This is a genomic window from Kitasatospora sp. NPDC001603 (assembly GCF_040298365.1).
GTDB lineage: Bacteria > Actinomycetota > Actinomycetes > Streptomycetales > Streptomycetaceae > Kitasatospora.
Window position 1 is genome coordinate 26839 of record NZ_JBEPAA010000016.1, and the last position, 26778, is coordinate 53616.

Here is a 26778-nt window from a genome sequence, read left to right on the forward strand (position 1 = left end):
GCCCCCGGGCACTACGGGCCGACGGCCGCCCGGTCCTACCGTTCTTGCCATGACGAACACGAAGCTCGTTGACACCCGGACCGACGTCCACGTGAGCATCATCGGCGGCACCCGGCTGGCGGGCCGGGAGGTCCCCCGCCGCACCGTGACCGCCTCGCTGATCGGCGGTGCGGACATCGACCTGACGGATGTGGAGATCCCCGACGGCGCCGAGCTCCGGATCACCAAGCTGAGCCTGATCGGCGGGGTGAAGCTGAAGGTCCGCCCGAACGTGCGCGTGGTGGTCGGCGGTCTGCGCCTCGGCGGCGTCCGCGACGACGGCCGTACCGAACTCGGCGGTCCGACCGTGCACGTGGGGGCCTGGGGCCTGCTCGGCGGTGTGAGCGTCCGCCGCCGGTGAGCACCCGGGTTCGTGAGCGCCCGGTGGGTCGGGGGGAGGTCGGTCGGGGGGAGGTCGGCCGGTCCGTGGTCCGGTGCGGCTGGGTATCGTCCGGGTATGGCCGAACTGATCGCACCGACCACCCGTCTGCACGCCAACTGGCTTGAGGCGCACAAGGAATGGGGCCCGGGGAGCCATGAGGACGGCTTCGGGCTCACGCCGGGCGACGAGGTCGACTCCCCGGCCGGCTTCGCCGCCTGGATCTCCCGGCTGGCCGCCGAGGAGGCGCCGTCGCACCCGGCCGAGGCCGGGGCACTGGCCTTCCGCTACCGCTGGATCGTGGAGGACGGCCGGGTCCTGGGCGGCATCGTCCTGCGGTACGGAGTGCACGGCTTCGTCCCGTACTTCGGCCACATCGGCTACGGCATCCGGCCCTCCGCCCGCCGCCGCGGACTGGCGGCGTGGGCGTTGGGCCGGATGCTCGACGAAGCCCGCACGGTCGGCCTGGACCGCGTCCTGGTCGCCTGCGCGGTGGACAACATCGCCTCGGTCCGGACCATCGAGGGCCGGGGAGGTGTTCTCGAAAGCGTCCAGGACACCAAGTTCGGTGCCGTTCGCCGCTACTGGATCGGGCTCCAGGGCGACCCGGCGTCCGTCGCCCGGCCGTCGGCCGGGGTGTCGTCGCGGACGTCCGGTTCCTGTCGCCGGACTCCTACTGCTGGACCCACTCGACCAGCTGGATGACCACCCCGTTCGGGTCGGTGACCTGGAACAGCCGCTCGCCCCACGGCTCGTCGCGCAGCGGCATGGTGATCTCCACGCCGGCGGCCCGCAGGCGGGCCTCCTCGGCCGCCACGTCCGCCACGGTGAACGCCAGGATCAGCCCGGCGGCGTGCTGGTCCCGGAAGCCCTCGGGCAGCACGTCGAGGCCGCGGCGCAGGTAGACGACGTTCATCCCGGAGTCCGGGCGCCCGAGCGAGGCGAACCCGTCGGCCGCCATCTGCTCGGCGAACCCGAAGTGCTGCTGCAGGAAGGCGGCGGAGGCGGTGACGTCCTCGACGGTGAGTGAGACGGCGGCGCCGGTGATCTGCATGGAGGAGTGCCCTTTCGTCGGCGATTATCCCGTACGCAGTACACTATACATAGTACGGAGTATTGCGCCAGGGGTCTGCGAGGGGGAGTGGGCGGGGAGTGCGCGGGATCGGGGCTTGTGTTGGAGTGAACTCCAACTCATACCGTCGTCATGTCGGCCGGGGAGGACTCCTCCCGGGGCCGGAAGCCCGATCGCCCATCCCTGATTGCGGCCGTCCCGACGGCAGAAACGGATCACCCATGACGAACGCCATCGCCACCGCCTCCACCATTGCCGCCGCCACCGCGGCTGTCCGGCAGGAGCGCTTCGACCACGGCATGGGCGTCCTGGCCCGGATCGACGGCGAGAGCGGCCAGAAGGTCATCGAGGCGCTGGCGGACGTCTCGCCGGAGCTCGGCCACCAGGTCGTCGCCTGGGCCTTCGGTGACATCTACGACCGGCCGGGCCTGGCGCCGCGCGACCGGCAGCTGGTGACCCTCGGCATGCTCACCGCGCTCGGCGGCTGCGAGCCCCAGCTGGAGGTGCACATCAACGCGGCCCTCAACGTCGGGCTCGGTCGGGAGGAGATCGTCGAGGCGCTGTTGCACTCGGCCGTCTACTGCGGGATGCCCCGCGCCCTCAACGCGACGTTCGTCGCCAAGAAGGTCTTCGGGGAGCGCGGCCTGCTGCCCGTCGGAGTGCCGGCCGAGGGCTGACCCCGAGTGGGGCCGGGGGTCGGGGGCTGGGGGGTGGGGGTGCGGCGGGACGGGGCGGGGCGCGGCGGGGCGCGACGGGGCTTCAGGAGTCGGAGGCGCCCGGGTCGGAGCGGCGGGACGACTTGGCGAAGGCCTTGAAGGCGGCGAGGAGCCCGTCACGGGCGACCCCCGCGAACAGTGCGGCGACCCGCAGCGGGTAGTTCCGGGCGTACCGGGCCCGAACGGAGCGGACGGCACGCGGGGCCGCGGGGTCCTGGCGGGGCGTCGGGCGGTGGGGCTCGTTCATGAGGGGACGGTACCTCGGGGGGTCGGCGTGCGGCCGCGGCTGGTGCGGTCGGAGCGGTGGGTGCGGGCGCCGGGCCGGTGGGACCGGCCCGGCGACCGCACCTCGCACCACTACTTCCAGAAGATGGCGCCCCTGCCCAGGCTGTAGGGCGCGCCCCAGTATTCGGCGCCCGAGACCTTGGTGGCCGCCGGGGCGAGGGCGACGGCGCAGCCCTGGGCGGTCTGGCCGTTGGTGAAGCCCTTCGGCAGCGAGGGGTTCGCACACTTGGCGAAGCCGCCGATGATCATCAGTTCCTGTGCCTCGCTGCCGTCCGGCAGGAGGCCCTTGACGTGGTCCACGCTGGTGTAGGCCAGGTCCGTGGTGCCGGTGTTGGTGATCGAGTACCGCACGTAGTACGGGACGAGCCCCTTGGCCTTGTCGCCGAGCTTGAGCGCGGCCAGGTCCGCCGGGTCGCCGGCCTCGATCGTGGTGACCGACAGGGCGATGACGCCCTTGGTGCTGCCGGAGGTGAACTGCACCTGGGCGGGCTGGCCGATCTTGAAGGTCTGCCCGGGGGCGGCGTCGGTACCGCCGCCGGTGGCGGGAGCGGCTGCGGGCGCGGTGGTGGGCGCGGTGGTGGGTGTGCCGGTGGCGGCACCGGACGGGCTGGCCGCGGCCGGCGTGCTCGCGCTGGCGGCCGGGGTCGTCGGCGCGGCGGCCGGTGGCGGAGTGCTGCTCGCCGTGTCGGCCGCCGGGTCGTCGTTGCAGGCGGTGAGGGTCAGGGCGCCGACCGCCGCGAGACCGACGAGCGTCCACATGCGCTTGCGGGTGTGGATGCCGTTCATAGGAGGTTCCCCCGTGTTCCGGGCCGTCAGGCGGCGGCCCTGCTGAGATCTTGATAGCGGGGCCGGGGGTCGGGGGCCATGGCTTCGGCGCGGCTCGGCCCGGATGTGACGTGACCGCGTCGGAGTTGTCGACGAGCCGGTACAGAAGCGCCCCTTGCGCCCGGCCGCCCGGCTGCCGAACCGCAAGGCGCTGAACCGGCCCTGACGGAGGGACGCGGCGGGTGTCGGGCCCGTTGCGGAGGCGTCTCGGAGGCGTCTCGACCGGACGCCCCGCCCACGCGCCTGGCTACGGTGGTGGCCATGAGTACGGGGGGCGGATCGGCCTGGGCCGGGGTACGGCGGGTCTTGCTGACGTTGTCGGGCGTGGTCGTGGCCGGGGCGGTGATCCTCGTCGCGGTCGTCCTCTGGCAACTGCACGACCTCACCACCGTGCCCCCCGCGCCGGACGCGAGCGCGCTCGCCCGGGCCGCCGACACGCGTGCGGCCCACGACCGGGCGGTGGCGTTCGCCGACGAGCAGACCGGGCTGGTCCGGGCGGCCGCGCCCTGGGCGGAGGCGCTGGACAGCTCGGTCGCCGACCTGTGCGAGGCCCGGGCCGCCTCCGGCAGCTTCGGCAGCAAGCCGGTGTGGTCGGGGGTGATGTGCCGGCGGACGACGGTGCTGTACGCCGCGTTCGACGGTGAGATCGAGCCCCGGCTGGCCGAGCTGGACCGGGCGCTGGCCGGCGTCGGCTGGGAGCCGCGCAGCGGCGGCAGGGACTTGGTGCGGGAGCTGCACTACCAGCACAGCCCGGGTGGCGACGCCTCGGCCGAGCAGACGGCCGAGGCACTGGCCCGGCCGAACTCGGTCGCCGTCGACCACACGCGCGGCGCCGGGCAGAACTCCGTCACCCTGACCGTCGCGGTCACGGACGGCAAGGGTCTGCCCAGGATCAGGGGCAGTTGGGACGACTCGTCAACCCTGCGCGGGCCGGACGCGAAGCCCTACACGGACGATGAGTCCGAGCGGGTCGTGTACCAGGACTGGCGGCGCGTGGACGCCGAGGCACTTCAGGCGAAGGCCTACGCGAACCACCGGTACCTGCTGGCGATCGGCGTGACTCAGCTCTACGCCGCCGGCTGCCCGGGCGCCACGTGCGACGGGAGCGCACCGAGCTGGTGACGGCCGGCCCGGAAGGCCCCGGGCCGGAGTGGGAAGTCGGCCGGTCCGACTTCCTGCTCCGCGACCCATTGCCCCTGCGTCGCCTCGGGCTGTGGTGACTGGGGCGGCTCGTTCGTGGTGTGTTCCGGCTGGGGCCGGTGCCCTCGGCCGGCCCCGGGCCGGAGTGGGAAGTCGGCCGGTCCGACTTCCTGCTCCGCGCGTTAGCGCCCCTGCGTCACCTCAGGAGGCGGAGCCGGAACCCTGCGGGGTGGAGATGGAGCCGGGTGTTGCGGTTCCGGCCGATGCGGTCGGTCACCGGGACGGGCCGAAGCCGGGCAACGGGTCCTGGTCGACCTCGTGGCGGGCGACCCGTTCGGTCGGGTCCCGGCACTCCGGGCCCAGCCGCAGGATGCGGGATTCCGGGTCGTGCAGCGGGCGGTGGCAGCGGCGGCAGGTGACTCGGGAGCGGACGACCTCTGCCGAGTCGGTGCCGGGGAGTGGCTCGGGGGCGCGGTCGGTCATGGGTCGACCCTAGGGCTTGCCCGACGGTGCCCGCCGGGGGCCCGCCCGGCCCCGCAGTCCGGACGTGCCGCTGTTCTCCTCCCGGTGCGCTCCGGCGGTACGCCCGGCAGGCCCTGTCCGGGCGGGCGCGTGAAAGGATTCCCCCATGGCGAGTGAACGCAGCAGTGCGGGGGACCCGGCGCGGACGCTGGCACTGCTCTGGGGCGTGTCGACCGAGGAGAAGCCGGGCCGTCGTGGTCCCCGGCAGGCGAAGTCGCCCGCGGAGATCGCGGCCGTGGCGATCGCGCTGGCCGACGCCGACGGCGTGGACGCGGTGACGATGCGGCGGGTGGCGCAGGAGCTGGGCGTCTCCCCGATGGCGCTCTACACGTACGTCCCCGGCAAGGCCGAGCTGCTCGACCTGATGCTGGACACCGTCTACGCGACCATGCCGCGCAGCGCCCCCTCCGACGGTGGCTGGCGGGCCAGGGTGGCCGCGGTCGCGGACGACAACCGCGCGCTCTACCGCGCCCACCCCTGGGTGGCGAGCATCTCGACCAGCCGTCCGCCGCTGGGGCCGGGGCTGATGGCCAAGTACGAGTACGAGTTGTGCGCCCTGGAGGGCACCGGGCTGCCGGACGTGGAGCTGGACGCCGCGCTCACCCACCTGCTGGGTTTCGTCCAGACCTGTGCCCGGATGGGTGCCGACGACCGCGCCGCGCAGCAGGACAGTGCGATGACCGACGAGCAGTGGTGGGCGGCCAACGCGGACCTGCTGGCCCGGGTCTTCGACGCCGAGCGGTACCCGGTCGCCGCCCGTGTCGGTGCGGCCGCCGGCGAGGTGCACGGCGGCGCGTACAGCGCGGACCACGCGTACGCCTTCGGCCTGGCCCGAGTGCTGGACGGGTTCGCGGCGCTGATCGCGGAGCGGTAGCCACCCGGCGGGGCCGCGAATCTGTAGACCGGTCGGTTGATTCTGGACACCTTAGGTAGACCGGTCTGCATATTCGCCAGCTTTGCGGGCCCGGAATCGCTAGACCGGTCTACAGAAACACCCCTTGAGGCCCGTCTCTGTAGACCGATCGACATATGTAGACCGACCGACATAAAACGCGCCGGCCCCGCCCTCCCGACCCCCGGAGCCCGCCCCGCCTCAGCGCGGGCGGGCGTCGTACCCGGCGCGGGCCTCCTGGACGACGGGGACGCGCTGCTCGGACCAGCGGGCGAGGGCCGCCACCAGGTGGGCGGCCTCCCGGCCGAGCGGGGTGAGGCTGTAGTCCACCCGTGGCGGGATCACCGGATGGGCCTCGCGGAGGACGAAGCCGTCGCGCTCCAGGGTCTGCAGGGTCTGCGCGAGCATCTTCTCGCTCACCCCGGACACCCGTCGGCGCAGCTCGCTGAACCGGTAGCCGCGTTCGTCCAGCGCCGCAAGCACCAGGACGCCCCACCGGCTGGTGACGTGCTCCAGCACGCCGCGGGAGGGGCACATGCGGTCGTAGACGTCCGGCGGCGGCAGCTCGCCGAGCGGCACGGCCGGCCGGGCCGTGGAGGGGGCGGCGGCGTCGGAAGCGGCGGGGGCAGCAGGGGCGGCGCCCTGGGTCATTACCTGCATGTCATTACCTGCATGTCAGTACCCTACTTTGAAGTGCGTACTTTCGAGAAGTAAGTGCCCCTCCTAGGGTGAGTGTCGAGGCCGAGATGAATCGGCCGTCCGACCGCGAGTTCAACGGGCAACGGCCCGGACCGAACCGACCTGACCCGACCCAGGGAGCAGCAACATGTACGTCGTCACCGGTGCCACCGGACAGCTCGGCCGGCTGGTCGTCGAGGGCCTGCTGGCCGAGGTCCCCGCCGGCGAGGTGGCGGTGGTCGTCCGCTCCGCCGAGAAGGCCGCCGACCTCGCCGCCCGCGGCGTGACCGTCCGGGTGGCCGACTACGACCGTCCGGAGAGCCTGGCGGGCTCCTTCGCGGCCGGCGACCGGGTGCTGTTCATCTCGGGCAGCGAGGTCGGCCGCCGCATCCCGCAGCACACCGCCGTGATCGAGGCGGCGCGCGCCGCCGGCGTCGCGCTGCTCGCGTACACCAGTGCGCCCGGCGCGGCCACCTTCCGGCTGGCGGACGAGCACAAGGCCACCGAGGCGGCGATCCGGGAGTCCGGGCTGCCCTTCTCGTTCCTCCGCAACGGCTGGTACACCGAGAACTACCTGGGCGACGCCGCCGGCACGGTGGCGCGCGGTGTGGTGATCGGCAGCGCCGGGCAGGGGCGGGTGGCCACCGCCCCGCGTGCGGACTACGCCGCCGCGGCGGTCGCGGTGCTGCTCGGTGCGGGGCACGAGGGCGGTCACGCGGACACCGTGTACGAGCTCAGCGGTGACGTCGCGTGGAGCCTGCCGGAGCTGGCCGCCGAGCTGGCGCGGGTCTCGGGCCGACCCGTCGAGCACCGCGAGGTGACCCCGGCCGAGCACCGCGCGGTCCTGGTCGGCGCGGGCCTGCCGGAGGGTTTCGCCGACGTCCTGGTGGACGTGGACGCCGGTATCGCGCGTGGCGAACTGGCCGGCACCCCGGGTGACCTGGCCCGGCTGATCGGCCGTCCGACCGTCCCGCTGGCGGAGAGCGTGCGCACGGCGCTGGGCGCCTGACGCACGGGGCGCCGCCCGGGTCGACCGCGAAACCGCAGGTCGGTCGGGCGGCGTCTCATGTCATGAGCAAAATGCGAATACGGAGATGACAGCCGGCCCCCGCGCCCGCTACCGTCGGCACGACATTGGTGCGCGCGGAGGGCAGGCCGTCGATGGCGGAGACAACCCAGCAGGAGGCCGGCCGGGGCCTTTGGTACGGCCTGGCGGCGTACGGGATGTGGGGGCTCTTCCCGTTGTTCTGGCCGCTGCTGGAGCCGGCCGCCGCCGACGACATCCTCGCCAACCGGATGGTCTGGTCACTGGTCGCCGTCGTCGTACTGCTGCTCGCCCAGCGGCACTGGGGGTGGATACGCCCGCTGCTGCGCCAGCCCCGCCAGCTCGCCATGCTGGGCGGGGCCGCCGCCGTGATCTCGGTCAACTGGGGCGTCTACATCTGGGGGGTCAACGCCGGGCACGTCGTCGAGACCAGCCTCGGCTACTTCATCAACCCGCTGGTCACCATCGCCTTCGGCGTGGTGGTGCTCAAGGAGCGGCTGCGGCCCGCGCAGTGGGCTGCCGTCGGCATCGGCGCCCTCGCGGTGGCGGTGCTGACCGTCGGCTACGGACGGCTGCCCTGGATCGCGCTGACCCTGGCCTTCTCCTTCGGGACGTACGGGCTGCTCAAGAAGACGGTCGGGCTGAGCGGGCTGGAGAGCCTGGCCGCCGAGAGCGCCTTCATGTTCCCGTTCGCCCTCGGGTACCTGGTCTACCTGGGGCTCGTCGGCCGCGGCACCTTCGGGCACACCGTGGCGGGGTCGTTCGGCTGGGGGCACTCCGGGCTGCTGATGCTCAGCGGGGTGATCACCGCGATCCCGCTGCTCTGCTTCGGCGCGGCGGCGGTCCGGGTGCCGCTCACCGTGCTCGGGCTGCTGCAGTACCTGGCGCCGTTGTTCCAGTTCCTGATCGGTGTCACGGTGTTCCACGAGTCCATGCCGCCCGCCCGCTGGGCCGGCTTCTCGCTGGTCTGGGCCGCGCTGGCGCTGCTGACCTGGGACGCGCTGCGCCGGGTGCGGACCGATCGGGCGGAGCGGGCCGCCGTCCTGGCCCGGTCGGCCGACGCCGTCCCGGCCGACGCCCTGGGCCCGGCCGGCGCCCCGGCCGCCCCGGCCACCACGTCCAGCCCGGCCACCGCACCCACCCCGCCCCTCGACGCGGCCCCGGCGCCCACCCGCTGACGGGGGCGCGCGTAGCGGGCCGGCCGGCGGGGCGGCCCCGGCCCCCGCCGGCCCGCTACGCGGTGATGTCCCGGCTGGTGAAGCGCGACCACGCGGCCGAGCCGAAGACGGCGACGTACGCGGCCTGCAGTCCGAGGTTCTCCAGCACGCCGTCCCAGTACATCGGTTCGCGCAGCAGGTCCCCGAAGCTCAGCCAGTGGTGGGTGAAGAGGAACGGCTGGATCGCGTGCAGCTGGGGGAAGCTGTCGAGGATCTGGACGGTGATCACCAGGCTGACGGTGGCGGCCATCGCCGCGATGCCGCTGCCGGTGAGCGTCGAGATGAAGAGCCCGATCGCGACCAGTCCGGACAGCGAGGCGGCCACGACCAGCGCCACCAGCACCGCCCGCAGCAGCGCCGGGCCGAGGCCGATGGTCTCCCCGGAGATCAGCGTGACCTCCCCGAGCGGGAACAGCGCGGCGCCGGTGGCGAGCGCCGCCAGTGCGACCGTCGCCGTCGCCGCCAGGCAGAACGCCAGACCGGCCGTGAACTTGGCGGCCAGCAGCCTGGTCCGCCCGGCCGGCGCGACCAGCAGGTAGCGCAGGGTGCCGCCGGCCGCCTCGCCGGCCACCGAGTCGCCGGCGACCACCCCGACCGTCATCGGCAGGAAGATCGGCAGGGCCACCGCGAGCGAGGTGAAGACCAGGAAGAGGCCGTTCTGCGTCACCTGCGCGATGAAGGCCGGGCCCCCGCCGCCCTGCGACCCGTCGGTCTCGATCCTGACCACCACACCGATCAGGACCGGCAGCACCGCGAGGATCCCCAGCAGCACGATCGTCCGCATCCGGCGGAAGGTCAGCAGCAACTCGCTGCGGAACAGCGCCAGGAACCCGGCCGTCGTCTGTGCCCGGCGCCCGGTCACCCGGGGAACACCCGGCAGGCCCGGCGTACCCACCGCACCCGCTGTCCCCGCTGTCCCCACCGTCCCCGGTACGGCCGGAGCCTCAGCCCGCGACATCGAAGCCCTCCCCGGTCAGCGCCACGAAGGCGTCCTCCAACGTGCCGCGCTCCACTCCGAAGCTCCGCACCCGCACCCCGGCCGCGACCAGCGCGGCGCAGAGTTCCGGCAGGCCGTCCTCGGCGAGCGCGTCCGGCGCCCCCTCGACCCGGTCCTCGCCCGGCAGCACGTCGCGGACCCGGTGCGCCGCCAGCACCCCGGCGGCCAGCGCCACGTCGGGGGTGCGGACCACCAGCCGCCCCTGGGCCCGGGCGGCCAGCTCGGCCACGGTGCCCTGCACCAGCAGCCGGCCGCGCGACATCACCGCGGCGTGCGTGCAGACCTGCTCGATCTCGTCCAGCAGGTGGGAGGAGAGGAAGACCGTCGTTCCCTCGGCCGCGACCTCCCGGATCAGCGCCCGGATCTCCCGCATGCCCTGCGGGTCGAGGCCGTTGGTCGGCTCGTCCAGTACCAGCAGCTCGCGCGGCTGGAGCAGGGCCGAGGCCAGGCCGAGCCGCTGCTTCATGCCGAGCGAGTACGCCCGCGCCTTCTTTCCGGCCGCGGCGGTCAGCCCCACCCGGTCCAGCGCTTCGGTGACCCGCTGCCGGCGGGTGCGCGGGTCGGCGGTCGGATCGGCCGCGTCAAACCGGGCCAGGTTGTCCCGGCCGGAGAGGAAGCCGTACAGCGCCGGGCCCTCGATCAGCGCGCCGACCCGCGGCAGCACCGCGGTGACGGACTGCGGCATCGACGCGCCGAGCACGGTGGCCACCCCCGAGGTGGGCGCGATCAGGCCCATCAGCATGCGGATGGTGGTGGTCTTGCCGGAGCCGTTGGGCCCGAGGAAGCCGAAGACCGAACCGCGGGGGACGGTCAGGTCCAGCCCGTCCACGGCGAGCTGCCCGCCCCGGAACCGCTTGGTCAGCCCCCGGGTGCTGATCACGGCATCGGACGGGGACCAGGACGGATCGGCGGACCAGGACGGATCGGCGGACCCGGAGGGAGCGGCGGACCCGGACCGGCCGTCGCCGGTGGCGGGAGCAGTGGACGGGGCGACGGCGGGTACGGCCACGGGGGCCGGGCGCACCTCGGCGCCCCGGCCCCCGGCCGGCTCCGTAACGTCCCCCGTCACAGGAGCCCGGGTCATTACTTCACCCCGGCCGCACTCTGCAGCACCGGCAGCGTCACCGCACCGGCGAACACCCGGCCGTCATCCGTGACCAGCACGTTCAGCACCTTGGTGCTGATCAGGCTGCCGCCCTGGACGGGCTTGCCGAGAGACTTGACCAGGCCCTGCACGCTCTGGCCCGGCGCCCGGCCCTCGCCCCCGTGCCGGCCCTGCTTGCCGGACTCCGCCGGTGCCGGGGCGGCGTCGCCGCCGGGCAGCCGGGTGCTCAGCACCGTCGTCCAGCCCTCGCCGACGACGTTCAGGCCGTCGGCGCCCGCCTGCTCCGGCGCGCCGCCGGGCGCCTGCCGGCCCTCGCCGCCGGCCTCCGCCCGCTGCTCCGTCACCTTGGCGCCCTTGGGGGCCGAGAACTCGAAGGACTTGGCGGTCGGCCTGGCGAAGGAGACGTCCTTGAAGTGGACGTCCAGCACGGCGGAGCCGTCCGTCCCCTTGACCACCACCGCGAGCGGCACGCCGTTGTCGGCGGCCACCGCGATCCGCACCTCGCCGATGGTGGAGCCGGACTGGGTGGGCTTCACGCTGAGCTGGTACGCCTTCTGCCCGGCGACGTTCGCCGTGCCGTCGACGGTGACGGCGGTGGTGCCCGCGCCCGCCGCGAGGAACTCCTTGGCCGCCTCGGCCGGCGTGGTCGGCACCCCGGTGAGCGGCGCCCCGCCCCGGTGGCCCTCGGGCCGGGCGCCCTGCGGGGCCGTCAGGTGCACGGCCTCGTTGGTGGAGCTGTCCCAGGCCCAGACCTGGTCGCCGTTGTGCACCAGCTCGTACTCGGAGAGGTTCTCGATCAGGCCGACGCGCTGGCGGTCCGGACCGTCCACCGCGACCCGCAGGGTGTGGTCCCCGCCGAGCAGGCCGGCCAGCTTGGCCTCCGGCGCGGCCGAGGAGCCCCGGCCGGCGCCGCCGGAGCCGAGTCCGCCGCCCGCGGCCGAGAACAGCTGGCTGGGCACCCCGAGGTCCGCGGAGACCGAGACCGTCCCCGAGAGCGTCTGGGCCTGCGAGCCGAGCGCCTTCGCCACCACCTGCTCCGCCGTCAGCGCGGGCAGGTTCGGCGGGGCGTCGTCCGCCAGCGCGGGCACCAGCCCGATGCCCGCGGCGATCGTGCCCGCCACCGCCAGCGGCACCGCCACCCGCACCGCGGTGCGCCGGCCCGAGCGGTAGGGCACGCCGCCGCCCGGGTGTCGTTCAGTCGTCGTGTCGTCCGTCATAGCGTCCAACCCCTCCGTAACCGTGACCGACTGCCTGTCCGCTCCATTACACGGCCCCGGGGCGTCCGAGTCATCGCTCTGCAGGGCCAGATCGGGGTCGGTCTCCCGGCGCAGACGACCCTGACAGGCCCTCAGGGTCACCTCCTCCGGAGGTACCGGAACTGGCGTAGGGTCGCGCCATGGACGCAACCTTCACCCCGACTGCGAACGCGATGCGGCGCGCCCTGCGCCGTGCCCGGGACGGTGTCGCGCTGGACGCGGCAGAGGCTGCGGTGCTGCTCCGGGCCAGAGGCGCGGACCTGACGGACCTCTGCGCGAGTGCGGCCCGGGTGCGCGACGCGGGCCTCGCGACGGCGGGCCGGCCCGGCGTCATCACCTACTCCAAGAGCGTGTTCATCCCGCTCACCCGGCTCTGCCGCGACAAGTGCCACTACTGCACCTTCGCCACCGTCCCCGGCAAGCTGCGCCGGGCCGCGCAGGGCACGGCGCGGGAGCTCCCCGGGCGCAGCCACGGGATGTTCATGTCGCCCGACGAGGTGCTGGAGGTGGCCCGGCGCGGGGCCGAACTGGGGTGCAAGGAAGCGCTGATCACCCTCGGGGACAAGCCCGAGGACCGCTGGCCCGAGGCCCGCGAGTGGCTGGACGCGCACGGCTACGACGACACCATCGCCTACGTCAGGGCGATGTCCATCCGCATCCTGGAGGAGACCGGTCTGCTGCCGCACCTCAATCCCGGGGTGCTGAGCTGGACGGACTTCCAGCGGCTCAAGCCGGTCTCGGCCTCCATGGGCATGATGCTGGAGACCACCGCGACCCGGCTCTGGAGCGAGCCCGGCGGCCCTCACTACGGCTCGCCGGACAAGGAGCCGGCCGTCCGGCTCCGGGTCCTGGAGGACGCCGGACGCAGCTCGGTGCCGTTCACCAGCGGGCTGCTGATCGGCATCGGCGAGACGTACGAGGAGCGCGCGGAGTCGCTCTTCGCGCTGCGCCGGGTCTCCCGCGCCTACCACGGCATCCAGGAGCTGATCCTGCAGAACTTCCGCGCCAAGCCGGACACGGCGATGCGCGGCATGCCCGACGCCGAGCTGGACGAGCTGGTCGCCACCGTCGCGGTGGCCCGGCACATCATGGGCCCGGCGGCCTGCCTCCAGGCGCCGCCGAACCTGGTGGACGGCGAGTACGAGCGGCTCATCGGCGCGGGGATCGACGACTGGGGCGGCGTCTCGCCGCTGACGCCCGACCACGTGAACCCCGAGCGCCCCTGGCCGCAGATCGACCGGCTGGCGGAGCGTTCGGCGGCGGCCGGCTTCGAGCTGCGCGAGCGGCTCGCCGTCTATCCCGAGTACGTCCGGCACGGCGAGCCGTGGCTGGATCCGCGGGTGCTGCCGCACGTCCGGGCGCTGTCCGACCCGGAGACCGGCCTGGCCCGCCCGGACGCCGTGGTGCAGGGCCTCCCCTGGCAGGAGCCGGAGGACCTGCCCGCCTCGTACGGGCGGACGGACCTGCACGCCACCATCGACACCGAGGGCCGCACCGGTGACCGCCGGGCCGACTTCGAGGACGTGTACGGGGACTGGCAGGTGCTGCGCGAGCAGGTGCTCGCCAAGGGCGCCCCGGAGCGCCTCGCCGGCGATCTGCGCGGGGCGCTGGCGACGGCCGCCGACGACCCCGCCCGGCTGACGGACGACCAGGCGCTGGCGCTGTTCCACGCGGACGGCCCGGCCCTGGACGCGCTCTGCCGGATCGCCGACGACGTGCGCCGCGCCGCGGTAGGCGAGGACGTCACCTACTGCGTCACCCGGAACATCAACTTCACCAACGTCTGCTACACCGGCTGCCGGTTCTGCGCCTTCGCCCAGCGCCGCACCGACGCGGACGCCTACACCCTCTCCCTGGAGCAGGTGGCCGACCGGGCCGCGCAGGCCTGGGAGGTCGGCGCCACCGAGGTCTGCATGCAGGGCGGCATCCACCCCGACCTGCCCGGGACGGCCTACTTCGACATCGCGCGCGCGGTGAGGGAGCGGGTGCCCGGCATCCACGTGCACGCCTTCTCGCCGATGGAGGTGGTCAACGGCGCGACCCGGACCGGCCTCTCGATCCGCGACTGGCTCCAGGAGGCGAAGGCGGCGGGGCTGGACAGCATCCCGGGCACGGCAGCCGAGATCCTGGACGACGACGTCCGCTGGGTGCTGACCAAGGGCAAGCTGCCCGCCGCGACCTGGGTGGAGGTCGTCACCACCGCGCACGAGCTGGGCATCCGCTCCTCGTCCACGATGATGTACGGCCACGTGGACAACCCGGGCCACTGGCTGGGCCACCTGCGGCTGCTGGCGGAGATCCAGCAGCGCACCGGCGGGTTCACCGAGTTCGTGACGCTGCCGTTCATCCACACCAACGCCCCGGTCTACCTGGCCGGCATCGCCCGGCCCGGGCCGACCGCGCGGGACAACCGGGCGGTGGTCGCGATGGCGCGGCTGCTCCTGCACCCGCACATCCCCAACATCCAGACCAGCTGGGTGAAGCTGGGGGCCGAGGGCGCGGCGGAGATGCTCCGCTCGGGCGCCAACGACCTGGGCGGCACGCTGATGGAGGAGACCATCTCGCGAATGGCCGGGTCGGCGTACGGCAGTTACAAGTCGGTCCGGGACCTGCGGGCGATCGCCGAGGCGGCGGGGCGCCCGCACCGGCAGCGCACCACCACCTACGGCGAGGTGCCCGCCGAGCGGCTGGCCGCGGCCCTGGCCTCGGACGGCCACCTGCCGGAGCTGCTGCCGGTCCTGGACTGACCTCCCCACCCGGTACCGGTGACGGCCTGCCGGGCTCCCCTGCCCGGCGGACCGCCGGCGGCACGGCCTGCCGGCCCGGAGACGGGCGCGGCCCGGCCCGGCAGGGAGCCCGGGGCGGCCGGCCGCGGCCTGCGCGTGGCGGGTCGGCACCATCGTGTCGAAGTGCGGTGTTCGAGGGAATCGCTCGACTTGTTCGGTCATTCGAATACAGTGCGAGGGCGCGCGGCCGGCCGAGCGTCGCGCTCCCCGGTTCCCGGACGAAAGGCGCTCCGTCGTGATGCCACTGTGGTCACGAGCCCAGCAGCAGGACTTCCGCAGCCGGGTGCGGGGCTGTCTGCTCGGCGGGGCGATCGGTGACGCGCTCGGCGCGGGCGTCGAGTTCGAGTCGCTGGAGAAGATCCGAGCCGCGCACGGCCCGCTCGGCGTGACCGGCTACATACCCGCCTACGGCCGGCTCGGGGCGGTCACCGACGACACCCAGATGGTGCTCTTCACCGTGGACGGGCTGATCCGCGCCCACATCCGGCGGGACACCGGCAGCTGGCACCCGCCCACCGACCTCCACCTCGCCTATCTGCGCTGGGCCGCCACCCAGCGGGACTGGGGCCCGGACGAGCGCCGCACCGACCTCGGCTGGCTCGGCCGCGAGGAGTGGCTGTACGCCCAGCGCGCCCCCGGCCAGGCCTGCCTGTCCGGCCTCTCCGGCCCGGACGCGGACCGCCTCGGCACCGTGGAGGTGCCCAAGAACCCGCACTCCAAGGGCTGCGGCACGGTGATGCGGGCGGCGCCGTTCGGGCTGCTCACCACCTGGGAGCCGGGCCTGGTGTTCCAGCTGGCCGTGGAGTGCTCGGTGCTGACGCACGGCCACCCCACCGGCTACCTCTCGGCCGGCGCCCTGGCGGTGATCGTCCAGACGGTGGCCCGCGGCGGCACCCTGGAGGAGGGCGTCCACCTGGCGCTCGCCCTGCTCTCCGAGCGGCCGGCGCACGAGGAGACCACGGCGGCGCTGCGGGCGGCGCTGGACGCGGTACGGGCCGGCGAGCCGTCGGCGGAGCGGGTCGAGGCGCTGGGCGAGGGCTGGGTCGCCGAGGAGGCGCTGGCGATCGGGGTGTACTGCGCGCTGGTCGCCCACGACGTGCGCTCGGGCCTGCTGCTGGCGGTGAACCACTCGGGGGACAGCGACTCCACCGGCGCCATCTGCGGCAACCTGCTCGGGGTGCTGCACGGGGACAGCGCCCTGCCGCCCGGCCTGGTGGCCGCGCTGGAGGGGCGCGGCGCCCTGCTCGAACTGGCCGACGACTTCGTCCTGGAGCTGATGCACGGGCCGGAGCTGCACGGCCTGGACACCCCGGAGGGCGCCGCCTGGGCGGACCGCTACCCGGTGCTGCGCTGACGTTCCGCCCGGCCCGGTGGGCCCGATCGGCCCGGTCCGCCGGCGCGCGGCCGCGTAGGTGCCGGTAGCGGCGCCCGCGGCCCCGGGGGAGGGCGGCGGACACCGCTACGGGCGACTGCGCCGAGAACGGCGCGGTGGCTCAGAAGCCGCCGAACACCCCTGCTCCGGCATCGACGGCGAACGCCTTCCAGGCCTCGGCCGAGAAGTTCAGCTGAGGACCCTGGGGATCCTTGGAGTCCCGCACCGCGACGGCGCCCGCAGCCGGCGTGGCGATCTCCACACAGGCGCCGTTGCCGCCGCTGTGGGTGCTCTTCCGCCAGGTCGTCCCGTTCTCGAAGGTGGTGCTCATGCGTGGTATCCCTCTTCAATCGTGGCTATCAGTGACCGGCTCTCGACCACTCCGAGCGCCGCTGCCCGCAGGTGGTCGTAGAGACTGGTATAGCGGCGCACGTCGGCTTCCTTCTCCAGGTAGAGATCGCTCGTCACCCCTTCGAAGTAGACAACCGTGGAATCGGCTGACTCGGGGAACTCCAGCAGGGAGAATGTCCCGGTCATGCCGGGGTGGGCGCCGTGCGAGAACGGGATCACCTGGATCGTGATGTTCGGGCGCTGGCTCAGCTCCAGCATGTGCTTCAGCTGATCGGCCATCACCGCCCGGTTGCCCACTTCGCGGCGCAGCACCGCCTCGTCTATGACGGTCCAGAGGCTGCCCAGCGGGTTCTCGCCGTGGACGCGGTCCTGGCGCTTCATCCGGACCTGCACCCGCCGCTGGACGGAGAGCGCGTCGGTGTCCGGCTGGGTGCCCTCCACGACGGCCTGGGCGTACTGCTCGGTCTGCAGCAGCCCCGGGACGAACGAGGACTCGTAGGCGCGGATCGACGAGGCCTCGGCCTCCAGGCCGATGTACACGCTGTACGGGGTCGGCATGTCGTTGAAGTCGTGCCACCAGCCGCGCTGGCGGGACTCCCGCGCCATCTCCATCAGACTGGCCCGCATGGCCTCGTCGGTCACGTTGTAGACGTCGCAGAGGTCGCGCACGTCGCGCTGGCTGATGCTGCGGCGCCCGTTCTCCAGTCGGCTGATCTTCGACTGGGAGACCATCAGCCGGCCGGCCACCTCCTCCGCCGTCATGGCCAGGCCCTCCCGCAGCTTGCGGAGTTCGGAGCCCAGGCGCCTGCGGCGCACGGTGGGGTTGATGTTCGCGGACACGTCGACCTCCGGCCGGACCTCTGGTGATCGTTGGAACGGCAGTCCTCGGAACACAGTGGAAATTGGGACCAACCCCCCTGACTTGGAGCAGCATGACACCTTGGATCAGGTCGGCGCCGGGGAATCGCAGGAGCGCAGTAGAACACATCATCGGAAAAGCGCTTTGGCGAGACGGCGGGCCTTCCCGCGTGGTAAGGCGACGGTGCGGCTCGATCCGGTAGTGCTGCGGTGGCGGTGCGATGGGTCGTACGGGCGCGGCAGGCGCCCGTACACGTGCCGGTGGCACGTGCTCGGGCGGGCGGGACGGGTCTCCGCACGGGTTGCCCGGCCCCGCCCGCGGGGTACGGCGGAGGGGCGGCCGCCCGGCGACTTCCGTCGCGGGCGACCGCCCCTGCTTCCTGCCGGCTGTTCACCGCCGGGTGGCGGCGTGAGCTGTGCGGCGTGCGCCGCGCGTGGTGGGTCCGGGTCAGCGGACGCCGACGCGGGGCGGTGCGACCCGGCCACCGGTCCCGCCGCGGCTCGCCGCCGCACGCGGTCCCGGTCGGTCCGCGCCGACCGGAGCGCCGCCACCACCTTGGGATGAACGGTTCTGCTGCGACGGCAGACCGTTCTGCACGTCCATCACCGCGTGCGCGACCATCCCGCCCAGTGGGTCGTAACGGATCAGGTCGCGCAGCCGGGACCGTGAGGACCGGCCCTCGTTGCCCGGGTACAGGTGCTTGCCCAGGCCCACCGAGTGGGCCAGCGCGGCCAGCGCGGCCGTCCGCGGGTCCGGCGGCACGCCGGTGCGGATCGCGGTGTCCAGCCGCTGCTTGATCGCGGCGTTGGTGCAGTCGTCGGACGCCTGGTAGCGCGTCGTCGGCAGCACACCGCACATCTGGCCCGGCACGGCCGTGACCATGCCGCACCGCTCCAGGTGCGCCAGATAGGTCTGCCTGAGCCCCAGTCTGGGCCCACCGATCCAGTGGGCCGCGCGAACCGGGCTGCCGCGTCGGCGCAGCAGTTCCAGTGCGTGGTCCAGGGTCGGGTCGCCTGTCGGCCGTGGCAGTACCACGGCGATCCGATCGCCCTCCGGGACGATCCGTCCGGCCAGGGACAGCTCGACGAGCTGGGCCCCGGCGAGTCCGAGGTCGAGGGTCTGCGGCTGCGCAGTGGTACCCGTGGTCGGGTCCAAAGCGAGCAGCAAGAGTTCCTCGGGAACAGTTCTGCGGCTCTTGCCCATCCAAGCCTCCCCGCGTGGATGAATGACAGCGTGACGCCTCTCACACGGGCTTGTCGAGTACGCCTCCGAATCGTGACCTTGCGACCGCGGCGGGGAACCGGCGGAGGCGGGCCCGGCGTCTGACCGGTGGAGGGACCGCGGTGCGGCCGTGCGGCGGCAATACGCGCCGGTCGGGCGGGGTGTGGGCGGCCGGAACGGTCGCCGGTGGCGGAGACTGTACAGGTACACGGGGCGGGGCGTCGGCTTCCCGAAATCGGGTCTGCCGGTGCCCCGCCGGGCGTTGAGGAGGCTGGGTTACGTGGGCGAGTCCCCCGACAGGGTGCTGCGGGACGGCGAGCGGAGGCGGGAGCGGGACGGGGCGCGGAGCGGTTCCGGCGCCGGTGCCGACGCGACGGCGGCGGCCGTGGAACCGGCCGGGCGCGAGGACGCCGACGCTGCCGGGGCGGGCGCGCGGGCGGGTGCGCGGGCGGGCGCCGGGGCCGGGGCCGAGGCCGCTTCGGACGAGGCCGGGAGCCCCGCGGCGGCTTCGGAGGCCGGCTCCGACGATGCCTCGGACGCTGGGTCGGAGGCCGCCTCCGCCGCCACCGGGGAGCCCGCCGCCGATGGCGCGGGCGCGCCCAGGACGGGGTCGACCGTCCAGCTCCGTGTCCGGGATACGGACTCCAGGACCACCATGCTCCGCCTTCCCGTGGACAACGCGACCACCGCGCTCCGCCTCCCCGCGGACAGCGCGACGACCTCGTTGCGACTGCCCGCGGACAACGCGACCACCGCGTTGCGGCTGCCCGAGGAGCTCCGTTCCCCGGCGGACGGCGGTGCCGGCCGGGGCGCTCCGCCGGTCGAGCCGCCGGCCGACGCCCCCGCCGGGAAGCCGGGGCGCCCGACCGGGCCGGACCCGCGTCTCGCCATGCGGACGGACTCGGCGGCCCCCGGAAAGCCTGCGGCCGAGCCCGCGAAGCCCTCGGCCGAGCCCGCCGAGCCCGCCGAGCCCGCCGCACCCGCCGAGCCCGCCGAGCCCGCCGCACCCGCCGAGCCCGGCGAGGAGCCGAAGGGCGCCGGCGAGGAGCCGAAGGGCGCCGCCGGGCCGGAGACCCCCGCGCGGCCCGCGCCGCCCGCGCCGCCCGCCGACCGGGCCGGGCAGGCCGAGAAGCTGGAGAAGCCCCGCGCCCCGCGGGCACCCGGTGCGGGCACCGTGCCCGAGCCGGTCCCCGAGCCGCATCCGGCCCCCAGGCCCGTCCCCGAGCCGGAGCCGGCACCCGAGCCGGAGCCCGTCCCGGCCCCGAAGCCTGCGCCCACCCCGGCCCCCGAGCCGCTCCCCACCCCCGACCCCCGGCCCCTGCCGCCCCCGCCGCCGCTGCCGAAGCCCGCGCCGCTGCCCGCCCCCGAGCCCGCGCCCGCGCCGGCCCCGGAGACGACGGCCGAGGCGATGCAGGTGCTGGCGACGCTGAACGCTCGCCCCGTCTCGCCGTTTCGCCGCGCACTCAAGCGGATCACCATCTGGACGGTCTTCCTGGCCGTCGTGCTCGGTGCGGTGGCGGTCGCGCAGCTGCTCCGCCCGCTGCCGGACGCCAAGGTGAAGCAGACCGCCGCGGGCAGCTACAGCTTCGGCGGCGACCCGCTCGACCTGGCCTGGCCGGCCAAGGGCCAGTCGGCCGCCCAGGTCGTCGGCGTCGGCAGTCTCGGCAGCTCCGGCCCGGAGACGCCGGCCTCGATCGCCAGTGTCACCAAGGTCATGAACGCCTACCTGATCCTCCAGTCGCACCCGCTCAAGAAGGGGGAGAGCGGCCCGAAGATCACCGTCGACAAGCAGGCCGCCCAGGAGTCCGGCAACGTCGACGAGTCCAGGGTCACCCTCACCGAGGGCCAGCAGCTCACCCAGTACCAGGCACTGGAGCTGCTGATGCTGCCGTCGGCCAACAACGTGGCCCGGCTGCTGGCCCGCTGGGACGCCGGTTCGGAGGAGGCGTTCGTCAAGAAGATGAACGACACCGCCGCCAGGTTCGGCATGGCCGCCACCACCTACACCGACCCGGCGGGCTTCAGCCCGGACACCAAGAGCACCGCCAAGGACCAGCTGAAGCTGGCCGAGCAGGTGATGCAGGACGCGATCTTCCGGCAGATCGTCTCGACGCCGGAGACCAACTTCAACAATCAGAAGATCTCCAACACCAACACCCTGATCTCCCCGAAGAACGGCATCATCGGCGTCAAGACCGGCTCCAGCACCCCGGCCGGCGGCTGCCTGATGTGGGCCGCCTACAAGGAGGTCGGCGGGGTCCAGCGGCTCATCCTCGGGGTCACCCTGGGCCAGCCGGCGACCACCGCCGAGCCGAGCATCCTCAAGATCGTCCAGAACGTCAGCGCCCTGCAGATCCAGGCGGCCCAGAACGGGCTGACCGGCCAGACCCTCGCCAAGCAGGGCGACGTCGTCGGCCGGGTCGACGACGGGCTCGGCGGCACGGTCCCGGTCGTCGCCGCCAAGGACCTCACCGCGGCCGGCTTCCCCGGCATCAGCGGCACCCTCACCCTGGACCCTGCCAAGCTCGGCCACACGGCCAAGGCCGGTGCCCAGGTCGGCGTGCTGAGCGTGGGGGCGGGCGACGGCAAGGTGGAGGTCCCGGTCGTGCTCCAGACGGACCTGGCCCCGCCGTCCATCCTGTCCCGGCTGACCCGCCTGCTCTGACCTCGGCCGTCCGGCCCGCCCGCGGGCCTCGCACACCCCTCGGCGGGGGAACCGGCCACCGGTTCCCCCGCCGAGGCGCGTCAGCCGCCGTCCGCGCCGTCGGGGTCCGGTCCGCCCGCGTCCCCCGCCGCCTCGCCCGCCTCCTCCGCCGTGAGCGGGGCGCCGCCCCAGACGCCCGGCTCGGTCCGGGTGCCCAGCCAGTGCGCGACCGACTCCTCCTCCGACACCACCCGGCCCAGCGCGATCGCCAGCGTCAGCCCGGCGAACATCACGATCAGCCAGGAGAGGCCGGTGAACACCACCCCGTACGGCCCGAACTGCGTCACGCTGTGCGCCATCGCCCGCGGCAGGTAGATCCGGGAGGCGATCCCCAGGCCCACCACCACCGCCCCGCAGAGCAGCGCCCCCGGCAGCAGCGGCAGCCAGCGCACCCGGCCGACCAGCAGCAGGTGCTGGGTCCACCACCAGATCGCCGTCCCGCCGACGAAGGTCAGCGGAATCCCCAGCCAGGCACCCAGGCCGAAGCCGTCCCGCAGCGGCGTCTGGAACATCAGGCAGACCAGCCAGACCAGCAGCCAGACCAGCCAGCGCCAGGCCACCACCCGCGACCCCGCCCTCGGCAGCTCCCAGCAGCGCTCGCAGACGCGTTGCATCGCCCGGCTCAGCGCCGTCGCCGAGGCCAGGGTCACCAGGGCGCCGAACACGCCGATCGTGGTCTCCTGGTCATGGCTGCTCTGCAGCATCTGCTGCACCGACTGCTGCGCCGCACCCTCCAGGCCCAGCTCCTTGCGGAGCGAGCGCATCACGTTCTCGCGGACCGCGGCCGGGGTGAACACGGCCACCACGAAGAGCGCGGGCAGGGCGCTCAGGAAGGCCTGGGCGGCCAGCCGGGTCGCGCAGTCGAGGAGGTTCACCCGCAGCAGGTGGCCGAGCGCCCGGCCCACCAGCGGCACCTGCTCGGGCAGCTCGCGAGCGCGCCGGGCCAGCTTCGCCGACCGCTTCTTCAGCCGGGTCACCCGCCCGGCCGGGTGCTCGCTCACAGGTGTCCTCCCGGGCAGTCCCGACCGTCGAGGGGCGGGCGGCCGGAGGCCGGAGGCGCCCCGGTCACCGTGCTCCATGGTCACCCGGTCGCCGGACGGCCGCATCCGGGCGGACCGCCGCCACGCGGGCGCCGGACCGGGCGGCGCGGCAGCCGGCTCAGCCGGTGGTGGAGTCCAGCAGCGCGAGCGTCACCCCGCCGAGCGGCGTCACCCGGTCGGGCGGGCCGTACCTGGCCCGGAGGGCCCGCGCCTGCTCCGCGGGCATCGCGGTCAGCGGCTCGGCGGTGTCCCCGAGGACGAGCAGCCAGGTCCGCTGCCCCGGCCCCAGGCACGCGTCCACCTGGGGGCAGGTGGTCGGGAAGAGGTCCTCGGCCTGGAGGGCGCTGCGTTCGACGAAGACCGGGAACGGCCGGACGTCGCTCGGCAGGTAGTAGGAGACACCCGGCCCGACCATCGCCCAGCCCTGGTCGCCGAGCGGGGCCGCCAGTCCGTCGCCGGGCCGGTACCCGGCCCCGATCAGCTCGGCGGCCGCCCGGTACGGCTCACGGGAGAAGGAGTGCGAGCCCGCGGAGCGCACCGAGGACTGCTTGGGCAGCGCGACCAGGGCGGGGACCGCGATCAGCCCGACGGCCAGCAGCGCGCCCGCGGCCCGGACCTGCCCCGGCGTCCGGCTGCGTCGCGCGGCCGCCGCGACCGTCGTGTAGACCGCCTGCACCCCGCCGCCGGCCAGCGCCGCCCAGGCCGGCACCGTGAAGAGCAGGTAGCGGTCGACGAAGTACGAGGTGCTGCCGCGCGACACCAGCCAGACGCCGAGCACCGGCAGCACCGCGAGCAGCAGCAGCTGGAGCGCGGGCAGGCGGCGCCCGGGCAGGACCAGGGCCAGCAGGGCCAGCAGGGCGAAGACGTGGAACACCCCGGGCGAGCCGAACAGCGGCTCACCGAAGTGCCGCAGCTGGTAGAAGGTCGGCTTGCCGATCCAGCCCAGCTGGCGCCCGGACTGCCGGCTGCCCAGCAGCACCACCGGCAGCACCGGCAGGGCCGCGACCAGCACGGCGAGTGGGTACTGCCAGAGCACCCGCCGCTCGGTGGCCGGGCGGGTCCGCCACAGGTGCAGCGCCACCACGGCCAGCTGGCCGGCCAGCGTCGCGAAGGAGATCAGGTGCCCGGCGCCGGCCGCCGCCATCGCCACGCAGTACGGCGCCCACCGCCGCAGCGACGGGCGCTCCAGCGCGCGCAGCAGGAACCAGGTGGCAGCGACGACCGCGCAGGTCACCAGGGCGTACGAGCGGGCCTCCTGCGCGTACCGCGAGATCAGCGGCACCACGGAGAACAGCAGCCCGCCGCCGATCGCCGCCACCCGGCCGCCGAACAAACGCTGGGCGGTCAGCGCCACGAACGCGGCCGCGCCGGCCATCGCCAGCACGGAGGGCAGCCGCAGCGCGATCGCGGAGTCGCCGAACACCGACGTCCAGCCGTGCATCAGCAGGTAGTACGCGCCGTTGCTGGCGTCGATGTGCTGGAGCAGTCCGAGCAGATCACCGAGCGAGCGGGTCGCCACCGTCCAGGTCGCCACCTCGTCCCGCCACAGCTCGGGCGTCCCGAGCCGGTAGGCGCCGACGCAGAGCATCACCAGTGCCGGCCAGAGCCACACCTGGCCCAGTACGCGGAGGGCCGGGTGCCGTCTGCCGGCTGATGTCATGGTGAAGCGCCTCGTCCTTGCGGTGATGCGTTGCTGCAGGCGTGCCAGGGCCGGCGGGGGCACCGACGCCCCGCACCGGAACACCGGTTCGCTCCAGGCTACTGGAGCAGGATGTGACGCCCCGTCGCCGGGCACCATCGGCACCCTGCCCATGATCCCATCTTCCCGCACACGATTCGCACGCGGACTCCCCTCACCGCACACCCCGCCACCTCCGCCCGGCCGACGGCCCGACCCGGCGTGGCCACCCCCCGATCCGCTAGGCTGTCAGCGGTCGTCGCGCCACACGCGCGCCCGACCGCGAACGACCCCGCCTCAGTAGCTCAGGGGATAGAGCACGGCTCTCCTAAAGCCGGTGTCGCAGGTTCGAATCCTGCCTGGGGCACAGCGCGGTACGCAGTGAAGGCCCAGGTCCGGGGGTTCCCCCGGACCTGGGCCTTCGTCGTTCCCGACCGCCGCCCCCGCCCGTGTCCCTCTTGCGCCGCGTCCGTGTCGCGTCCGTGCCGCGTCCGTGCCGCGTTCACGGCCGTGGGGCCGCCTGCCCGGCGGGTCCACGGTGGGCACGAGGACCGGCGCCCCGGGGTGGTGGAGTCGGCCGGGCGCGTTCGGGGCCGCCGGCGTGTGACGGGCCGTCGGGGGCGCGCTCAGCCGAGACCGAGGGCGTGCCGGTCGCGCGGGGTGGTGCAGGGCTGGGAGGCGAGGTCGGCGAGGAGGCTCTCGGCCTCCCGGGTGGTGCGCAGGACCTCCGGGTCGAGGTCGGCGACGACCAGCTCGCGGCGGTCCGGGCCGGCCTCGGCGAGGAGGCGGCCGTCGGGGGACCAGACGGCGCTGGCGCCGCAGGTGTGCCAGCCGCCGGTGGTGCCGATGTGGTTGGCGAGCACCGTGTAGAGGGTGTTGTCGAGCGCGCGGGCCGGGAACCAGGTCCGGGACTCGTGGTGGCCGTGGCCCACGCTGAACAGCGCGCCGACCAGGTAGGCGTGGCAGCCGTCGAGGGCGGCGGCGCGGGCGTGCTCGGGGAAGCCGGAGTCGTAGCAGATGCCCAGTCCGAGCCGCCAGCCGTCGAGTTGGAGGGTGCAGCCCGTCGTCCCGGGGCGGTAGGTGTCCCGTTCGGTCTTGAAGAGGTACTGCTTGTCGTACCGGGTGGTGAGCGCACCGTCGGGGCCGAAGACCAGCGCGGAGATGCGCAGTTCGCCGTCGGCGTCCCGGACGGCCGCGCCGACCACGGCGGCGGTGCCGGTCTCCCGACAGGCGTCGGCGATCGGTGCGAGCCGGGGATCGCCGGGCTGGACGCTGTACTTGAGGGGGTCGGTCCGGATCAGCTCGGGCTCGTAGCCGGACAGGAACTTCTCGGCGAAGAGCACCAGGCGGACGCCGTCCGAGGCGGCCTCGCGGATCAGGTCGGCGACGGTCGCGACGTTGGCGGGGATGTCGCCCGCCACCGCCTGGGCCTGCGCGGCGGCGATCCGCAGCGGCCGGTCGGGGAAGTCGGGGGCGGGAGCGGGTCGGTCGGGCGTCGAGGGAAGCGGCATGAAGGCCAGGCTAGGCGGGCCCGGCGGACCGGCCCGAGGCCGGGGGACCCGCGCTAGGGCTTGACCGCGCCGTCCGGTCGGTCGCAGGCCCGCTCGGCGGCCTCCTCGAAGGCCTCCTCGAAGGCCGGATCGAAGGCCGGATCGAAGGCCGGATCAAAAGCCGGATCAAAAGCCGGGTCGAAGACCGGGTCGTAGGGCGCGGGGGCGGTCTGGGAAACGAGGACGCGCTGGACCCTCGGCCTGGTCCGCCAGTTGACCCGCCGGACGTCCCGGGCCAGCGCGCCGGGCCGGCAGAGCTCGACGGCCACGGTGACCGCGCCCAGGACGATCCCGGCCGCCAGCCAGCCGCCCAGCACGTCGCTCGGCCAGTGGACGGCGAGGGCGACCCTCGTCCAGCCGATCGTCAGCACGGTCAGCGCGGCGATCGAACAGGCGGTGATCCGCCCGCCGCGCGAGGACCGGTGCCAGACCAGCCCGACCAGGACGGCGCAGGTGATCACGGAGGCCATGGCATGCCCGGACGGGAGGGCCGGGCCGCCGGCGTGGGCGACCGGGTCGGGGAAGTGCGGCCGCAGGCGGTCGAGGCAGAGCTTCAGGACCCACAGGAAGCCCCAGCCGACCAGCGCCTGGGCCGCCGCCCAACAGGCCAGCACCCGGGCCCCGATCAGCCAGAGCCAGAGCGTGGCGGCGCCGAGCAGCGTGCGCATGGTGATCGTGCCGCCGATGTCGGTGAGCATCTGCACCGAGGCGACCCAGACTCTTCGGCCCTGGGCGTAGCGGTGCATGTCGTCCACCCAGCCCTGGTCCAGGCGGGCGAGGGGGGACCAGCCGGTCTGCACCAGGGTGGCCAGGACCACGAACAGCGCGGTACAGCCCGCCGCGAGCGCCACGTGCCGGAGCAGGTGGCGACTACGCGGGGTGAGGAGAGGCGAGCTGTTGGTCAGGTGCATGGCTGACACCTTCCCCGTGCGTTGTGCTGATCGGACGCCTGCGCGATAGCGATTTGGCATCTTTTGTGCGGAGGATCTGCGTGCGCCGGGGTGCGGGCGCGGGGCGGCTCCGGGGTGCGGAACCGGTGGCAGCGGCGG

25 protein-coding genes and 1 tRNA gene are annotated in these 26778 nt (G+C 74.3%); 11 read left to right on the forward strand and 15 right to left on the reverse strand.

Features of this window, described 5'->3' with window-relative positions; all coding sequences use genetic code 11:
- Positions 1-49: 49 nt before the first annotated feature.
- Both ABT263_RS13200 and ABT263_RS13205 read left to right on the forward strand, forming a co-directional pair.
- Entirely contained in the window at positions 50-400 is a 351-nt protein-coding gene (locus ABT263_RS13200) for a hypothetical protein (protein ID WP_352290600.1), read from the forward strand.
- Between the two features lie 96 nt (positions 401-496).
- Positions 497-1123, forward strand: a complete 627-nt coding sequence (locus ABT263_RS13205) for a GNAT family N-acetyltransferase (RefSeq protein WP_352290602.1) — start codon at positions 497-499, stop codon at positions 1121-1123.
- Here ABT263_RS13205 and ABT263_RS13210 read toward each other — a convergent pair.
- Positions 1092-1472 carry a VOC family protein gene (locus ABT263_RS13210; protein ID WP_329489252.1) on the reverse strand — a complete coding sequence of 127 codons (381 nt, stop codon included), beginning with the start codon at positions 1470-1472 and terminating at the stop codon, positions 1092-1094. The two genes, ABT263_RS13205 and ABT263_RS13210, sit on opposite strands and share 32 nt — an antisense overlap.
- A 317-nt stretch (positions 1473-1789) precedes the next feature.
- On the opposite strand from ABT263_RS13210, the gene ABT263_RS13215 reads away from it, so the two are divergent.
- Entirely contained in the window at positions 1790-2167 is a 378-nt protein-coding gene (locus ABT263_RS13215; protein ID WP_502885801.1) for a carboxymuconolactone decarboxylase family protein, read from the forward strand.
- An 82-nt stretch (positions 2168-2249) separates the two neighbouring features.
- Here ABT263_RS13215 and ABT263_RS13220 read toward each other — a convergent pair whose 3' ends face one another.
- Positions 2250-2453 (reverse strand): hypothetical protein, encoded by a 204-nt coding sequence (locus tag ABT263_RS13220; RefSeq protein ID WP_352290606.1) that lies wholly within the window; start codon positions 2451-2453, stop codon positions 2250-2252.
- Positions 2454-2563: 110 nt separating this feature from the next.
- A complete protein-coding gene (locus ABT263_RS13225; RefSeq protein WP_352290608.1) occupies positions 2564-3277 on the reverse strand; it encodes a hypothetical protein in 714 nt (237 codons plus the stop codon).
- Positions 3278-3577: 300 nt separating this feature from the next.
- Here ABT263_RS13225 and ABT263_RS13230 point away from each other — a divergent pair, with 300 nt between their 5' ends.
- Entirely contained in the window at positions 3578-4438 is an 861-nt protein-coding gene (locus ABT263_RS13230) for a hypothetical protein (protein ID WP_352290610.1), read from the forward strand.
- 291 nt (positions 4439-4729) lie between these two features.
- On the opposite strand, the gene ABT263_RS13235 is transcribed toward ABT263_RS13230, so the two are convergent.
- On the reverse strand, positions 4730-4939 hold the full coding sequence (locus ABT263_RS13235) for a DUF6011 domain-containing protein (protein WP_329489256.1): 210 nt from the start codon (positions 4937-4939) through the stop codon (positions 4730-4732).
- Between the two features lie 145 nt (positions 4940-5084).
- Between ABT263_RS13235 and ABT263_RS13240 the strand changes: the two genes are divergently transcribed.
- Positions 5085-5852 carry a TetR/AcrR family transcriptional regulator gene (locus tag ABT263_RS13240; RefSeq protein WP_352290612.1) on the forward strand — a complete coding sequence of 256 codons (768 nt, stop codon included), beginning with the start codon at positions 5085-5087 and terminating at the stop codon, positions 5850-5852.
- A gap of 219 nt (positions 5853-6071) precedes the next feature.
- On the opposite strand, the gene ABT263_RS13245 is transcribed toward ABT263_RS13240, so the two are convergent.
- A complete protein-coding gene (locus ABT263_RS13245; protein ID WP_352290672.1) occupies positions 6072-6407 on the reverse strand; it encodes a winged helix-turn-helix transcriptional regulator in 336 nt (111 codons plus the stop codon).
- A 289-nt stretch (positions 6408-6696) separates the two neighbouring features.
- Between ABT263_RS13245 and ABT263_RS13250 the strand changes: the two genes are divergently transcribed.
- A complete protein-coding gene (locus ABT263_RS13250) occupies positions 6697-7557 on the forward strand; it encodes an SDR family oxidoreductase (protein ID WP_352290614.1) in 861 nt (286 codons plus the stop codon).
- 152 nt (positions 7558-7709) lie between these two features.
- On the forward strand, positions 7710-8771 hold the full coding sequence (gene rarD, locus ABT263_RS13255; RefSeq protein WP_352290616.1) for an EamA family transporter RarD: 1062 nt from the start codon (positions 7710-7712) through the stop codon (positions 8769-8771).
- 55 nt (positions 8772-8826) lie between these two features.
- On the opposite strand, the gene ABT263_RS13260 is transcribed toward rarD, so the two are convergent.
- From ABT263_RS13260 to ABT263_RS13270, 3 genes are all read right to left on the reverse strand, one after another.
- Positions 8827-9768, reverse strand: coding sequence for an ABC transporter permease (locus ABT263_RS13260; protein ID WP_502885797.1), 942 nt, complete (start codon positions 9766-9768; stop codon positions 8827-8829).
- Entirely contained in the window at positions 9755-10816 is a 1062-nt protein-coding gene (locus ABT263_RS13265) for an ABC transporter ATP-binding protein (RefSeq protein ID WP_502885798.1), read from the reverse strand. The genes ABT263_RS13260 and ABT263_RS13265 overlap by 14 nt, the downstream gene beginning before the upstream one ends.
- Positions 10817-10890: 74 nt before the next feature.
- Positions 10891-12129 carry a LolA family protein gene (locus ABT263_RS13270; protein WP_352290619.1) on the reverse strand — a complete coding sequence of 413 codons (1239 nt, stop codon included), beginning with the start codon at positions 12127-12129 and terminating at the stop codon, positions 10891-10893.
- 179 nt (positions 12130-12308) lie between these two features.
- On the opposite strand from ABT263_RS13270, the gene ABT263_RS13275 reads away from it, so the two are divergent.
- Positions 12309-14915 (forward strand): bifunctional FO biosynthesis protein CofGH, encoded by a 2607-nt coding sequence (locus tag ABT263_RS13275; RefSeq protein WP_352290621.1) that lies wholly within the window; start codon positions 12309-12311, stop codon positions 14913-14915.
- A gap of 277 nt (positions 14916-15192) precedes the next feature.
- Positions 15193-16308: an ADP-ribosylglycohydrolase family protein gene (locus tag ABT263_RS13280; RefSeq protein ID WP_329489264.1), complete on the forward strand. Its 1116-nt coding sequence runs from the start codon at positions 15193-15195 to the stop codon at positions 16306-16308.
- Positions 16309-16447: 139 nt separating this feature from the next.
- Here the strand turns inward: ABT263_RS13280 and ABT263_RS13285 are convergent, their stop codons facing one another.
- From ABT263_RS13285 to ABT263_RS13295, 3 genes are all read right to left on the reverse strand, one after another.
- Positions 16448-16657, reverse strand: coding sequence for a DUF397 domain-containing protein (locus ABT263_RS13285; protein ID WP_329489265.1), 210 nt, complete (start codon positions 16655-16657; stop codon positions 16448-16450).
- Positions 16654-17517 (reverse strand): helix-turn-helix domain-containing protein, encoded by an 864-nt coding sequence (locus ABT263_RS13290; RefSeq protein WP_329489266.1) that lies wholly within the window; start codon positions 17515-17517, stop codon positions 16654-16656. Before ABT263_RS13290 ends, ABT263_RS13285 begins: the two co-directional genes overlap by 4 nt.
- A 466-nt stretch (positions 17518-17983) precedes the next feature.
- Positions 17984-18739 carry a GOLPH3/VPS74 family protein gene (locus ABT263_RS13295; protein WP_329489267.1) on the reverse strand — a complete coding sequence of 252 codons (756 nt, stop codon included), beginning with the start codon at positions 18737-18739 and terminating at the stop codon, positions 17984-17986.
- A 673-nt stretch (positions 18740-19412) separates the two neighbouring features.
- On the opposite strand from ABT263_RS13295, the gene ABT263_RS13300 reads away from it, so the two are divergent.
- Entirely contained in the window at positions 19413-21422 is a 2010-nt protein-coding gene (locus ABT263_RS13300; RefSeq protein ID WP_352290622.1) for a D-alanyl-D-alanine carboxypeptidase, read from the forward strand.
- A gap of 80 nt (positions 21423-21502) precedes the next feature.
- Here ABT263_RS13300 and ABT263_RS13305 read toward each other — a convergent pair whose 3' ends face one another.
- On the reverse strand, positions 21503-22462 hold the full coding sequence (locus ABT263_RS13305) for a YhjD/YihY/BrkB family envelope integrity protein (protein WP_352290623.1): 960 nt from the start codon (positions 22460-22462) through the stop codon (positions 21503-21505).
- A 157-nt stretch (positions 22463-22619) separates the two neighbouring features.
- On the reverse strand, positions 22620-24161 hold the full coding sequence (locus tag ABT263_RS13310; protein WP_352290624.1) for a glycosyltransferase family 39 protein: 1542 nt from the start codon (positions 24159-24161) through the stop codon (positions 22620-22622).
- A 312-nt stretch (positions 24162-24473) separates the two neighbouring features.
- Here ABT263_RS13310 and ABT263_RS13315 point away from each other — a divergent pair.
- Positions 24474-24546, forward strand: a tRNA-Arg gene (locus ABT263_RS13315).
- A 259-nt stretch (positions 24547-24805) separates the two neighbouring features.
- Here the strand turns inward: ABT263_RS13315 and ABT263_RS13320 are convergent.
- Positions 24806-25690, reverse strand: a complete 885-nt coding sequence (locus ABT263_RS13320) for a carbon-nitrogen hydrolase family protein (protein WP_352290625.1) — start codon at positions 25688-25690, stop codon at positions 24806-24808.
- Positions 25691-25743: 53 nt separating this feature from the next.
- On the reverse strand, positions 25744-26640 hold the full coding sequence (locus ABT263_RS13325; RefSeq protein ID WP_352290626.1) for a phosphatase PAP2 family protein: 897 nt from the start codon (positions 26638-26640) through the stop codon (positions 25744-25746).
- Positions 26641-26778: the final 138 nt, after the last annotated feature.

Coding starts and splice junctions, on each gene's coding strand:
- ABT263_RS13200 (WP_352290600.1), top strand. CDS start 50: ATGACGAACACGAAGCTCGTTGACACCCGGACCGACGTCCACGTGAGC.
- ABT263_RS13205 (WP_352290602.1), top strand. CDS start 497: ATGGCCGAACTGATCGCACCGACCACCCGTCTGCACGCCAACTGGCTT.
- ABT263_RS13210 (WP_329489252.1), bottom strand. CDS start 1,472: ATGCAGATCACCGGCGCCGCCGTCTCACTCACCGTCGAGGACGTCACC.
- ABT263_RS13215 (WP_502885801.1), top strand. CDS start 1,790: ATGGGCGTCCTGGCCCGGATCGACGGCGAGAGCGGCCAGAAGGTCATC.
- ABT263_RS13220 (WP_352290606.1), bottom strand. CDS start 2,453: ATGAACGAGCCCCACCGCCCGACGCCCCGCCAGGACCCCGCGGCCCCG.
- ABT263_RS13225 (WP_352290608.1), bottom strand. CDS start 3,277: ATGAACGGCATCCACACCCGCAAGCGCATGTGGACGCTCGTCGGTCTC.
- ABT263_RS13230 (WP_352290610.1), top strand. CDS start 3,578: ATGAGTACGGGGGGCGGATCGGCCTGGGCCGGGGTACGGCGGGTCTTG.
- ABT263_RS13235 (WP_329489256.1), bottom strand. CDS start 4,939: ATGACCGACCGCGCCCCCGAGCCACTCCCCGGCACCGACTCGGCAGAG.
- ABT263_RS13240 (WP_352290612.1), top strand. CDS start 5,085: ATGGCGAGTGAACGCAGCAGTGCGGGGGACCCGGCGCGGACGCTGGCA.
- ABT263_RS13245 (WP_352290672.1), bottom strand. CDS start 6,407: ATGTGCCCCTCCCGCGGCGTGCTGGAGCACGTCACCAGCCGGTGGGGC.
- ABT263_RS13250 (WP_352290614.1), top strand. CDS start 6,697: ATGTACGTCGTCACCGGTGCCACCGGACAGCTCGGCCGGCTGGTCGTC.
- rarD (WP_352290616.1), top strand. CDS start 7,710: ATGGCGGAGACAACCCAGCAGGAGGCCGGCCGGGGCCTTTGGTACGGC.
- ABT263_RS13260 (WP_502885797.1), bottom strand. CDS start 9,768: ATGTCGCGGGCTGAGGCTCCGGCCGTACCGGGGACGGTGGGGACAGCG.
- ABT263_RS13270 (WP_352290619.1), bottom strand. CDS start 12,129: ATGACGGACGACACGACGACTGAACGACACCCGGGCGGCGGCGTGCCC.
- ABT263_RS13275 (WP_352290621.1), top strand. CDS start 12,309: ATGGACGCAACCTTCACCCCGACTGCGAACGCGATGCGGCGCGCCCTG.
- ABT263_RS13280 (WP_329489264.1), top strand. CDS start 15,193: ATGCCACTGTGGTCACGAGCCCAGCAGCAGGACTTCCGCAGCCGGGTG.
- ABT263_RS13285 (WP_329489265.1), bottom strand. CDS start 16,657: ATGAGCACCACCTTCGAGAACGGGACGACCTGGCGGAAGAGCACCCAC.
- ABT263_RS13295 (WP_329489267.1), bottom strand. CDS start 18,739: ATGGGCAAGAGCCGCAGAACTGTTCCCGAGGAACTCTTGCTGCTCGCT.
- ABT263_RS13300 (WP_352290622.1), top strand. CDS start 19,413: ATGCTCCGCCTTCCCGTGGACAACGCGACCACCGCGCTCCGCCTCCCC.
- ABT263_RS13310 (WP_352290624.1), bottom strand. CDS start 24,161: ATGACATCAGCCGGCAGACGGCACCCGGCCCTCCGCGTACTGGGCCAG.
- ABT263_RS13320 (WP_352290625.1), bottom strand. CDS start 25,690: ATGCCGCTTCCCTCGACGCCCGACCGACCCGCTCCCGCCCCCGACTTC.
- ABT263_RS13325 (WP_352290626.1), bottom strand. CDS start 26,640: ATGCACCTGACCAACAGCTCGCCTCTCCTCACCCCGCGTAGTCGCCAC.